This is a genomic window from Paraburkholderia flava, from assembly GCF_004359985.1.
Classification (GTDB): Bacteria; Pseudomonadota; Gammaproteobacteria; order Burkholderiales; family Burkholderiaceae; genus Paraburkholderia; species Paraburkholderia flava.
Genome location: NZ_SMRO01000002.1, coordinates 861066 through 872758, shown reverse-complemented (window position 1 = coordinate 872758; position 11693 = coordinate 861066). Strand labels below are relative to the sequence as shown.

Here is an 11693-nt window from a genome sequence, read left to right as displayed (position 1 = left end):
AGCCGCCCGGTCGCGCGTTTTCGCGCGGCCGGGCGGCGGGTCACACAACTATTGGACGACGCTTACTCGGCGATTGCCTTGCCCGACGTATCCTTGACCTTTTCCTTCCATTGCGAACGGATTTCGCTCACCACCGACGACGGCAGCGAGATGTAGTCCAGATCGTCTGCAGCCGAGCCGCCGTTCTTGAACGCCCAGTCGAAGAACTTCAGCGTTTCCTTGCCTTGATCCGGCTTGTCCTGCGCGGTGTGCAGCAGCACGAACGTCGCGCCGACGACCGGCCATGCGTTCTTGCCCGGCTCGTTCGTCAGGATCTGGTAGAACGACTTCTTCCAGTCGGCGCCGGCAGCGGCGGCCTTGAACGTGTCCGTCGTCGGCTCGACCACGTTGCCCGACTCGTTCTTCATCGACGTGTACGTCATGTGGTTTTGCTTGGCGTACGCCCATTCCACATAGCCGATTGCGCCCGGCAGACGTTGCACGAATGCAGCGACGCCGTCGTTACCCTTGCCGCCCGTACCGACCGGCCAGTTGACCGTCGTGCCTTCGCCGACCTTCGACTTCCATTCCGGGTTCACCTTCGACAGGTAGTTCGTCCAGATGAAGCTGGTGCCCGAACCGTCAGCGCGGCGGACCACGGCGATGTCCGTATCCGGCAGCTTGACCTTCGGGTTCAGCGCGGCGATTGCCGGGTCGTTCCACTTCTTGATCTTGCCCAGATAGATGTCGCCGAGCACTTCACCCGACAGAGCCAGTTCGCCCGGCTTCACGCCCGGCACGTTGATCGCCGGCACGACGCCGCCCACCACCGTCGGGAACTGGAACAGGCCATCCTTCGCGAGTTCGTCGTCCTTCAGCGGAGCGTCCGAACCAGCGAAATCGACCGTCTTCGCGACGATCTGCTTGATGCCGCCCGACGAACCGATACCTTGATAGTTGATCTTGCCGCCGCCCGACTTTTGATAGGCGTCAGCCCATTTCGTGTAGATCGGTGCTGCGAAGGTGCTGCCCGCGCCGGTAACGTCGGCGGCTTGCGCTGCGATCGCGAAGAGCGCGCCAGCCATGCCAGCGAGCGCGGTTTGCATCAATTTCATGAGACCTCCAGTGGTGTGAGCGGATGACACGACACCGCGAAGCTTAGGGTCTCTTTATGACAGTAACATGACTATCCGTGAAGCTGACGTGACAGTCTAATTACGGTGGTGAAAGGCGAAGCGCATCGGGAAAATGCCAGGGAAGCGGCGTTTTCGACGCTTTGGTAGAGATTAGGCGAAGAAAAGCGGGGAGCGAACGTTTGCGCGACGCAGGGATGGCTGCGCGGGCGGTGCGGCACAATGCCGCGCACCGCTGCGCCAGTTTGGTGTGGACTGCGTTTGAATGAATAACTAGGCGGTAGCCTGCTTAACGACGTCCGCGATCGTTTCCGCGTGCAGGACTGCGTCGCGCTCGCGCTCAGCCTCGACCATCACGCGCAGGACGGGCTCGGTGCCCGACGCGCGGATGAGCACACGTCCGCGGTTGTCGAGCGCGCGCTCGGCCTCGGCGATGGCCTTGCGGATCGCATCGCTGCTCTTCCAGTCCGCGCCCGGCTTCATCCGGACGTTGATCAGCTTCTGCGGGAACAGCGTCACGCCGTCGAGTAGATGCGCGAGCGAGTGGCCGTCGCGCTGAATGGCTGCGAGCACGAGCAGCGACGACACGATGCCGTCGCCGGTCGAATGCCGGTCGAGCGACAGGATGTGGCCCGAGCCTTCCGCGCCCAGCTGCCAGCCGTGCTCGCGCAACTGCTCGAGCACATAGCGGTCGCCGACCGCCGCGCGGACGAACTTCACGCCCAGCCGCTGCAGCGCGACTTCGACTGCCATGTTGGTCATCAGCGTGCCGACTGCGCCGTCGACCTTGCCGTCGGTGACGATGCGGTCCTTGACCAGCACATACAGCAACTCGTCGCCGTTGTAGAGACGGCCGGTCGCATCGACGATCTGCAGGCGGTCCGCGTCGCCGTCGAGCGCGATGCCGAGGTCCGCGCGATTCGCACGCACCGCGCGGACCAATGCGTCCGGCGCAGTCGCGCCGACGCCGTCGTTGATGTTGAAGCCGTTCGGTGCGACGCCGATCGGGATCACGTCCGCGCCGAGTTCGTGGAACACCTTCGGTGCGACGTCGTATGCAGCACCGTGCGCGCAATCGACGACGAGCTTCATCCCCCGCAGATCGAATGCGGCCGGGAACGTGCTCTTGCAGAACTCGATGTAGCGGCCGGCCGCGTCATCCAGACGACGCGCCTTGCCGAGTTGTTCCGATGCCGCACAGTCGAGCGGCCGGTCCAGCTGCTCTTCGATCTGCAGTTCGACTTCGTCGGGCAGCTTGTTGCCGTCTGCGGAGAAGAACTTGATGCCGTTGTCGTAGTACGGGTTGTGCGACGCGCTGATCACGACGCCTGCAGCAAGACGCAGTGCGCGCGTCAGGTACGCGACACCCGGCGTCGGCATCGGACCAGCCAGCATTACGTCGACACCGGCCGCGGAAAAGCCCGACTCGAGCGCCGCTTCGAGCATGTAGCCGGACACCCGCGTGTCCTTGCCGATCAGCACCGTGGGCCGCGTACCGGTGCGCGCCCAGCGGTCCGCGCCGGCCAGCACCTTGCCCGCCGCATAGCCGAGCCGCAACACGAAATCCGGTGTGATCGGCGCATCGCCGACCTTGCCGCGAATCCCATCCGTACCGAAATAGCGACGTGCCATTGTGATTCTTTCCTCTCTTGCTTGAAGGGTTCGTTCAGCCGCGATGCGCCGCGTCGCACATCGCGCTCCAGACTTTCAACGCGTCGACGGTCTGCGCAACATCGTGCACACGGATGATCGCCGCGCCTCGCTCGGCCGCGCACACCGCAGCGGCGACGCTCGCCGCGAGCCGCTCGCCGGCAGCGCGGCCCGTGACGGCACCTAGCATCGATTTGCGCGACATCCCGGCGAGCACCGGCATCGGCGGAGTCGTGCGCGGCGCGGTCTGCGTGAGACGCGCGAGCAATGCGTAATTCTGTTCGATGACCGTCTTGCCGAAACCGAAGCCCGGGTCGACGCTGATGCGAGCCTGCGCGACGCCGGCCTCGCGCAGCGCCGTGACGCGCGCCTCGAGAAAGTCGCGTACGTCGGTTACCACGTCTTCGTAGGCGGGCTCGCCCAGCTGCATCGTGCGCGGCTCGCCCAGCATGTGCATCACGCACAGGCCGCATGCGCTGTCGCGCACGGCGTCGATCGCGCCGGACATCCGGAAGCCCCACACGTCGTTGATCATGTCCGCGCCGGCCGCAAGCGCTTCGCGCATCACGTCGGGCTTGTAGGTATCGATCGACAGCGGCACGTTCGCGCCACGCAATGCCTCGACGAGCGGCACGACGCGTTCGAGTTCTTCGTCGAGCGGAACCGGCGGCGCACCGGGCCGCGTCGACTCACCGCCGATGTCCAGCAGATCCGCGCCGTCGAGCATCATCCGCTCGGCCTGCCGCAGCGCTTCGTCGCGCGCAACATAGCGGCCGCCGTCGGAAAACGAATCGGGCGTGACGTTCAGGATGCCCATCACGAGCGGGCGTTCGAACGACAGCGTGAAGCGTCCGCATTGCAGCGGACCCGGAACGGCAGAAGACGATGAAGCGGCGTTGGACACGAATGGCACGAACGGGTGAGCGACGGTTGAATGCAAAACGGGCCGGTGTGTATCACACCGGCCCGTGCTCTGAGGCGGTTCGCGTCAGGCCGGTGCGGTAGCGCTACCTGACTTGACTTCGGTTCCCGTGCTGCCACCCGACGGTGCATCGCCAGCCGGCGGCGTGCTCGAACTGGTCTTCGGCGAGCGCGGCGGACGACCGTCCATGATGTCGTTGATCTGATCGGCGTCGATCGTTTCCCACTCCATCAGCGCGGCGGTCATCGCTTCGACCTTGTCGCGGTTCTCTTCGAGCAAACGACGCGCGAGGTGATACTGCTCGTCGAGCACGCGGCGGATTTCAGCATCGACCTTCTGCTGCGTCGCTTCGGAAATCGTCCGCGTGAAACCGCGGCCGAACGGCGACGCATCGTTCTCGTCGTCGACGTAGACCATCGGTCCAAGCGCATCGGTCATGCCGAAACGCGCAACCATTGCACGGGCGGTGGTGGTCGCCTTGTTGAAGTCGTCCGATGCGCCAGTGCTGAGCAGGTTCAGGAACACTTCTTCCGCAGCACGACCGCCGAACAGAATGGCGAGACGGTCAAGCAGGTAGTCCTTCGAATACGTTTCGTTGTCGTGCTCCGGCAGCTGCCAGGTCACGCCCAGCGCGCGACCGCGCGGGATGATCGTGACCTTATGCACCGGGTCAGCCTTCGGCAACAGCTTCGCGATCACCGCGTGGCCCGACTCGTGGTACGCCGTCGCACGCTTCGATTCTTCGCGGATCACAGCCGACTTGCGCTCCGGACCCATGAAGATCTTGTCCTTCGCGTCTTCGAAATCCGTCATTTCAACGATGCGTTTGCCACGGCGGGCCGCGAACAATGCCGCTTCGTTCACGAGGTTCGCGAGGTCCGCGCCCGAGAAACCCGGCGTGCCGCGTGCGATCACGGCTGCATCGACGTCGTTCGAAATCGGCACCTTGCGCAGATGCACCTTCATGATGTGTTCGCGGCCGCGGATATCCGGCAGACCGACGTAGACCTGACGGTCGAAACGACCCGGGCGCAGCAGCGCCTTGTCGAGCACGTCCGAACGGTTGGTCGCGGCGATCACGATCACGCCGGAATTCGCTTCGAAGCCATCCATCTCGACGAGCATCTGGTTCAGCGTCTGCTCGCGTTCGTCGTTGCCGCCGCCCATGCCGGCGCCACGATGACGGCCGACCGCGTCGATTTCGTCGATGAACACGATGCACGGTGCGTGCTTCTTCGCCTGTTCGAACATGTCGCGCACGCGGGCCGCGCCCACGCCGACGAACATTTCGACGAAATCGGAACCCGAGATGCTGAAGAACGGCACCTTCGCTTCACCCGCGATCGCGCGGGCGAGCAGCGTCTTGCCGGTTCCCGGAGGGCCGACCAGCAGCACGCCGCGCGGAATGCGGCCGCCGAGCTTCTGGAATTTTTGCGGATCGCGGAGGAAGTCGACCAGTTCGGACACTTCTTCCTTGGCTTCGTCGCAACCGGCGACGTCGGTGAAATTGATGGCGTTGTTGTTTTCGTCGATCAGACGTGCGCGGGATTTGCCGAACGAGAACGCGCCGCCTTTCCCGCCCCCCTGCATCTGTCGCATCATGTAGAACCAGAACCCGATGAGCAGAATGGTCGGCCCGAGGTAGGTCAGTGCGGAAACCAGCAGGCTCGGTTCTTCATCAGCCTTGCCGCTGACCTGCACGCCGTACTTCATCAGGTCGCCGACCATCCAGATGTCGCCCGGCGACACGATCTGGTACTTCTGGCCTTCAGCGGGAGTGACGGTGAGACTCCGCCCCTGAACGGTGACGCTCTTGACCTTGCCGTTCTTCGCGTCGTCCATGAATTGCGAATACGAAACGCCTTCCTGGACACGGGGCTTGTCAAATTGCTTGAACACCGTAAACAGCACCAGTGCGATAACCAGCCACACTGCTGCCTTCGAAAACATGTTGTTGTTCAAAGCACCACTCCTTCACTCATAGACGGGCGCCTACATTTGCCTTGCGGCACCACTCAGGCATTCTAATCCAGTACGCCGAGGACTGTCATAACGAATCGCTACTGCACAAATAGCGCCCGACGGGGCTCCGGCGGGCATCTCCGGGCTTTCCGGAGGACCTGCGCCGCGCAGTTGCGCCCGTCATCGGGGCCGTTTCAAATGCCGACCTAAAATAAACGTTTCAGACGATTTATCCCGCGACGCCTTCGGCTTGCGGGCAGCAACCGTTTTAAATTGTTGCTTGAACTTCTCGACAATCTGGCTATACCCGCTGCCGTGAAAACATTTGACTAAAAGGGCACCATCTGGCTTCAGGTGGTTCTGCGAGAATTCCAGCGCGAGATCGCAAACGTGCTCGATACGCGCGGCGTCCGCGATCGCCACTCCCGACAGGTTGGGCGCCATATCCGAAATTACAAGGTCTACCGGACGCTCGCCCAACACTTCTTCGAGTTGCGCGAGCACGCTGTCTTCGCGGAAATCGCCGAGGATGAAATGGACGTCGGCGATCGGCTCCATCGGCAGCAGGTCGAGCGCAATCACCGTGCCGTCGATTCCGCCTTCCCGCGTCGCGTCGCGCTTCGCACCGAGCGCGAGCTTGTTGCGCACGTACTGACTCCAGCTGCCGGGGGTCGCGCCGAGATCGACGATCACCTGGCCGGGCTGGATCAGCTTGTCCTGCTCGTCGATTTCCTTCAGCTTGTAGGCCGCGCGGGCGCGATAGCCTTCCCGCTGCGCCATCTTCACGTACGGGTCGTTGATGTGGTCATGCAGCCACGAGTGGTTGAAACGGTTTTTTGCCATTAATGATGAACTCTTGCTGCGTAATGCCGCGCTTTTGCGGATAATACGCGTTTAATTTACGCGGCTGCCGCCTGCCGGGCGACGTTCCGGGCGCATAGGCCCGGGTTTTTCCCTCGGATTTTCCCCGCTACGCACTCCACCCGCTCCTGCCGACATCGTCGCGCAGACAGCCGGACCACAGCGGCGCCATTTTAGTCGAGTCTTTCATACCCTCATGCCAGCCCTCACTGTCTCTTCCGATCAACGCGCCGAGTTGCGCTCCCAGGCGCACGCGCTGAAACCGGTGGTGCTCGTCGGGGCCGAAGGGCTCACCGACGCGGTGCTCACCGAAATCAAGGTCCACCTTGCCGCGCATCAACTGATCAAGATCCGCGTGTTCGGCGACGAACGCGAAGAACGGATCGCGATCTACGACGAAATCTGCGACCGCCTGAAGGCCGCGCCGATCCAGCACATCGGCAAGCTGCTGGTGATCTGGAAGCCGGAAGGCGCTCCCGAACCGGCCACGCGAGGCCGCCGTAGCACCATGCCGCCGAGCGCACGCGAAGCCGCTGCCGCCGAAACGAAAACCGGCAAGGGCCGTGCGCCGCGCGTCGTGAAGGTCGTCAAGCCGACGGATAGCCCGGTGCGTCGTCCGAAAGCGCAAAAGATGGTCGTGCGCGGCAACGAACGCGTGACCGCCGGCGGCAACATCAAGCGGGCGAAGAAGCGGCAGACCAGCGCAAAGCGCCAGCACCAGTCGTCGAAGTAAGTCGAAGTAACTCACAGCGAGCGGCGCGCGTCTTTTCTAACGACTAACGCGCGCGCTGCCCCTGCTCCACTGCGGATAACATGCCGGCGCCAGCCGGCAGCTTCCACACGAGCACGAGACCCAGCAGGCTCTCGATCAGATAAAACAAGCTCGACACGCCGTGCAGAATACCGAAGCGTGTCGCATAGGCCGAGTGGCCGACGTCCACACCCGCATTGAGCGCGTCCATGCGCAGCGCATTCATGAACGGCTGCAGCGCGAAATAACCGATCAGCACACACAGCAGCATGCCCGCCACCAGCCAGCGCAGCCGGCGATACGTGTCGTCGCCGAGACGCACCAGCCGGTTGGCGAGCACGAGCAGCAGGACACCGCATACCGCGCCCGTCATCCCTTCGATGCGAAACAGCTGGGCAGCCACCGCGCCGGCCGCCATCCGGTCGAGCGACGTGAACAGCACCGGTGCCGCGACATAACCGATGGTCAGCATGCTGCCGACCCACAACACGGTCAGCAGCCGGAACACCCGATGGGGCATGGTCGACACGACGGCGTTCAAACGTAGCGAACCGCGATGATCTCGTATTCGCGCACGCCGCTGGGTGCCTGCACCGATGCAACATCGCCTTCCGATTTACCGATCAACGCACGAGCGATCGGCGAGCTGACCGAGATGAGGCCATGTTCGAGATCCGCTTCGTCGTCGCCGACGATCTGATAGGTCACCGTTGCGCCGGAACCGAGGTCTTCGAGTTCGACGGTCGCGCCGAACACGATGCGACCATCCGCGTCGAGCGATGAAGGATCGATGACCTGCGCGCCAGCCAGCTTCGATTCGATATCCGCAATACGGCCTTCAATGAAGCCCTGCTTCTCTTTTGCGGCATCGTATTCCGCGTTTTCGGACAGGTCGCCCTGCGCGCGCGCCTCGGCGATCGAATTGATCACCGACGGACGCTCTACCGATTTCAGACGCTGAAGTTCGTCGCGCAGCTGATCCGCGCCGCGCTTCGTCAAGGGAATAGTGCTCATAAACAACTCTAGTGGCAAAAAACAGCCGTAAAAAAAATCACCGCGGTTAAGTGCATCCCCGACGCGCCATGGCTGCAGTAAAACTGACTGGCCGACACGTGGAGGGACGCCGCTTAACCGCGGCACTTACATCATCTGACAGATTGTCGAAGCCTTAGTTTAGGCGAGCGTGGAGGCCTTGTAAATCATAGACTTCCAGGTCCTTCAGGTAACGCAGGCCCTCGACCGCGGCGCGCGCACCCGACATCGTCGTGTAGTACGTGACCTTGTTCGCCTGCGCGCTCATGCGGATCGAACGCGAATCGGCGATCGCCGCGCGCGTTTCGTCGACCGTCGTGAACACCAGCGCGATCTCGCCGTTCTTGATCATGTCGACGATGTGCGGACGGCCGTCCTTCACCTTGTTGACGACCTTCACCGGCACGCCGGCCGCTTCGATCGCCGCAGCCGTGCCGCGCGTCGCGACGAGCGGATAGCCGAGTTCGTGCAGCATCCGCGCGACTTCGACGGCCTTGTCCTTGTCCGCGTCCATCACGGTGAGCAGCACGGTGCCCGACTCGGGCAAACGCGAACCCGCCGCGAGCTGCGACTTGAAGAGCGCTTCGCCGAACGTCTGGCCGACGCCCATCACTTCGCCCGTCGAACGCATCTCGGGTCCGAGCACCGGGTCGACGGCCGGGAACTTCACGAACGGGAACACCGCTTCCTTCACGCTGAAGTACGGCGGCACGACTTCCTTCGTCACGCCTTGCGCCTCGAGCGTCTGGCCGACCATCGCGCGCGCCGCGATCTTCGCGAGCGGCAGGCTGGTCGCCTTCGACACGTACGGCACCGTGCGCGACGCACGCGGATTCACTTCGAGCACGTAGATCACGTCGGCCTTCGAGCCGTCCGGCTGCGGCACCTGCTGGATCGCGAACTGCACGTTCATCAGGCCGATCACGTTCAGCGCCTTCGCCATCGCGGCCGTCTGACGCTTCAACTCGGCGACGGTTTCTTGCGACAGCGAGTACGGCGGCAGCGAACATGCCGAGTCGCCCGAGTGGACGCCTGCCTGTTCGATGTGTTCCATCACGCCGCCGATGAACACCGCTTCGCCATCGGAGATGCAGTCGACATCGCATTCGATCGCATCGTTCAGGAAGCGGTCGAGCAGCACCGGCGAATCGTTCGATACCTTCACGGCCTCGCGCATGTAGCGTTCGAGATCGCGCGGCTCGTGGACGATTTCCATCGCGCGGCCGCCAAGCACGTACGAAGGACGCACGACGAGCGGATAGCCGATTTCGTCGGCAAGCTTCAGTGCTTCGTCTTCGGCACGCGCGGTGCGGTTCGGCGGCTGGCGCAGGTTCAGGTCCTGCAACAGCTTCTGGAAACGCTCGCGGTCTTCGGCTGCGTCGATCATGTCCGGCGACGTGCCGATGATCGGCACACCGTTCGCTTCGAGATCGAGTGCGAGCTTCAACGGCGTCTGGCCGCCGTACTGCACGATCACGCCGACCGGCTTTTCCTTGTCGACGATTTCGAGCACGTCTTCGAGCGTCAGCGATTCGAAGTACAGGCGGTCCGACGTGTCGTAGTCGGTCGACACGGTTTCGGGGTTGCAGTTGACCATGATCGTTTCATAGCCGTCTTCGCGCATCGCGAGCGCCGCGTGCACGCAGCAGTAGTCGAACTCGATCCCCTGGCCGATCCGGTTCGGGCCGCCGCCGAGCACCATGATCTTCTTGTTGTTCGTCGGGTTCGCTTCGCACTCTTCCTCGTAGGTCGAGTACATGTACGCGGTTTTCGTCGCGAACTCGGCAGCGCAGGTGTCGACGCGCTTGTACACCGGACGCACGTTCAGCTCGATACGGCGCGCGCGCACGTCGGCCGGTTTCGCGCCGAGCAGCTTCGCGAGACGACGATCGGAGAAGCCGCTCTGCTTCAGATAGCGCAGTTCTTCCACCGACAGGCTCGCCAGCGTGCGGCCGTCGAGCGCCTTTTCCTTCAACACGATCTGTTCGATCTGCGCGAGGAACCACGGATCGATCGCGGTTTCCTCGAAAATTTCCTGCTGCGTCATGCCCGCGCGGAACGCATCGCCGACGTACCAGATCCGGTCCGGACCCGCTTCGCCGATCTCGCGGATGATCTCGTCGCGATTGGTCGTCTTTTCGTCCAGACCGTCGACGCCCACTTCGAGACCGCGCAGCGCTTTCTGGAACGACTCCTGGAACGTGCGGCCGATCGCCATCACTTCGCCGACCGACTTCATCTGCGTCGTGAGGCGCGAATCGGCCTCGCGGAATTTCTCGAACGCGAAACGGGGGATCTTCGTGACGACGTAGTCGATCGTCGGTTCGAACGACGCCGGCGTCTGGCCGCCGGTGATTTCGTTTTTCAGTTCGTCCAGCGTGTAGCCGCACGCGAGCTTCGCCGCGACCTTCGCGATCGGGAAGCCGGTCGCCTTCGATGCAAGCGCCGACGAACGCGACACGCGCGGATTCATTTCGATCACGATCATCCGGCCGTCTTTCGGATTGATCGAGAACTGCACGTTCGAGCCGCCGGTGTCGACGCCGATTTCGCGCAGCACCGCGAGCGACGCGTTACGCAGGATCTGGTATTCCTTGTCGGTCAGCGTCTGTGCCGGCGCGACCGTGATCGAATCGCCGGTGTGGATGCCCATCGGGTCGAGGTTTTCGATCGAGCACACGATGATGCAGTTGTCCTTTTTGTCGCGGACCACTTCCATCTCGTACTCTTTCCAGCCGAGCAGCGATTCTTCGATCAGCAGTTCGCGCGTCGGCGACAGGTCGAGGCCGCGCTTGCAGATCTCTTCGAATTCTTCGCGGTTGTACGCGATGCCGCCGCCCGAACCGCCCAGCGTGAACGACGGCCGGATCACCACCGGATAGCCGCCCGACTGGGTCAACTCGGCGATCTCTCCCTGCACCTTCAACGCCTCTTCCATCGAATGCGCGACACCCGACTTCGCCGAGCCGAGGCCGATCTTCGTCATCGCGTCCTTGAACTTCTGACGGTCCTCGGCCTTGTCGATCGCTTCCGGCGATGCGCCGATCAGCTCGACGTTGTATTTCGCGAGCACGCCGTGGTGATGGAGATCGAGCGCGCAGTTCAGCGCGGTCTGGCCGCCCATCGTCGGCAGGATCGCGTCGGGGCGCTCCTTCGCGATGATGCGTTCGACCACTTCCCACGTGATCGGCTCGATGTACGTGACGTCGGCCGTGTTCGGGTCGGTCATGATCGTCGCCGGATTGCTGTTGACGAGGATGACCTTGTAGCCTTCCTCGCGCAGCGCCTTGCATGCCTGCGCGCCCGAATAATCGAACTCGCACGCCTGGCCGATGATGATCGGACCCGCGCCGATGATGAGGATGCTCTTGATGTCTGTCCGCTTGGGCATAACGCTCTCGCT

9 protein-coding genes are annotated in these 11693 nt (G+C 63.1%); 1 reads left to right on the top strand and 8 read right to left on the bottom strand.

All coding sequences use genetic code 11. The annotated features are described in order from the left end of the window. Nucleotides 1-62: 62 nt before the first annotated feature. The 5 genes from pstS to E1748_RS15340 all read right to left on the bottom strand — a co-directional run bounded on the left by pstS (nt 63) and on the right by E1748_RS15340 (nt 6489). Nucleotides 63-1094, bottom strand: coding sequence for a phosphate ABC transporter substrate-binding protein PstS (gene pstS / locus E1748_RS15365; protein WP_133648062.1), 1032 nt, complete (start codon nt 1092-1094; stop codon nt 63-65). Nucleotides 1095-1385: 291 nt separating this feature from the next. Then, entirely contained in the window at nt 1386-2744 is a 1359-nt protein-coding gene (glmM, locus tag E1748_RS15355; RefSeq protein ID WP_133648061.1) for a phosphoglucosamine mutase, read from the bottom strand. Nucleotides 2745-2778: 34 nt separating this feature from the next. Then, on the bottom strand, nt 2779-3666 hold the full coding sequence (gene folP / locus E1748_RS15350; protein ID WP_240766631.1) for a dihydropteroate synthase: 888 nt from the start codon (nt 3664-3666) through the stop codon (nt 2779-2781). 84 nt (nt 3667-3750) lie between these two features. Beyond that, nucleotides 3751-5646, bottom strand: a complete 1896-nt coding sequence (ftsH, locus tag E1748_RS15345) for an ATP-dependent zinc metalloprotease FtsH (RefSeq protein WP_133648060.1) — start codon at nt 5644-5646, stop codon at nt 3751-3753. Nucleotides 5647-5826: 180 nt separating this feature from the next. Continuing rightward, entirely contained in the window at nt 5827-6489 is a 663-nt protein-coding gene (locus E1748_RS15340; protein WP_133648059.1) for an RlmE family RNA methyltransferase, read from the bottom strand. Between the two features lie 214 nt (nt 6490-6703). On the opposite strand from E1748_RS15340, the gene E1748_RS15335 reads away from it, so the two are divergent. Then, complete coding sequence (locus E1748_RS15335; protein WP_133648058.1) at nt 6704-7240, top strand: YhbY family RNA-binding protein; 537 nt, start codon at nt 6704-6706, stop codon at nt 7238-7240. A 43-nt stretch (nt 7241-7283) separates the two neighbouring features. Here E1748_RS15335 and E1748_RS15330 read toward each other — a convergent pair whose 3' ends face one another. The 3 genes from E1748_RS15330 to carB all read right to left on the bottom strand — a co-directional run bounded on the left by E1748_RS15330 (nt 7284) and on the right by carB (nt 11681). Then, the gene (locus E1748_RS15330; RefSeq protein WP_133649373.1) at nt 7284-7778 is read right to left on the bottom strand and encodes a DUF4149 domain-containing protein; all 495 of its coding nucleotides are present in this window, start codon (nt 7776-7778) and stop codon (nt 7284-7286) included. Between the two features lie 17 nt (nt 7779-7795). Next, complete coding sequence (gene greA / locus E1748_RS15325) at nt 7796-8272, bottom strand: transcription elongation factor GreA (RefSeq protein ID WP_133648057.1); 477 nt, start codon at nt 8270-8272, stop codon at nt 7796-7798. Between the two features lie 154 nt (nt 8273-8426). Then, on the bottom strand, nt 8427-11681 hold the full coding sequence (carB, locus tag E1748_RS15320) for a carbamoyl-phosphate synthase large subunit (RefSeq protein WP_133648056.1): 3255 nt from the start codon (nt 11679-11681) through the stop codon (nt 8427-8429). Between the last annotated feature and the right edge of the window lie 12 nt (nt 11682-11693).

Coding starts and splice junctions, on each gene's coding strand:
- carB (WP_133648056.1), bottom strand. CDS start 11,681: ATGCCCAAGCGGACAGACATCAAGAGCATCCTCATCATCGGCGCGGGT.
- glmM (WP_133648061.1), bottom strand. CDS start 2,744: ATGGCACGTCGCTATTTCGGTACGGATGGGATTCGCGGCAAGGTCGGC.
- pstS (WP_133648062.1), bottom strand. CDS start 1,094: ATGAAATTGATGCAAACCGCGCTCGCTGGCATGGCTGGCGCGCTCTTC.
- E1748_RS15340 (WP_133648059.1), bottom strand. CDS start 6,489: ATGGCAAAAAACCGTTTCAACCACTCGTGGCTGCATGACCACATCAAC.
- E1748_RS15330 (WP_133649373.1), bottom strand. CDS start 7,778: ATGCCCCATCGGGTGTTCCGGCTGCTGACCGTGTTGTGGGTCGGCAGC.
- greA (WP_133648057.1), bottom strand. CDS start 8,272: ATGAGCACTATTCCCTTGACGAAGCGCGGCGCGGATCAGCTGCGCGAC.
- E1748_RS15335 (WP_133648058.1), top strand. CDS start 6,704: ATGCCAGCCCTCACTGTCTCTTCCGATCAACGCGCCGAGTTGCGCTCC.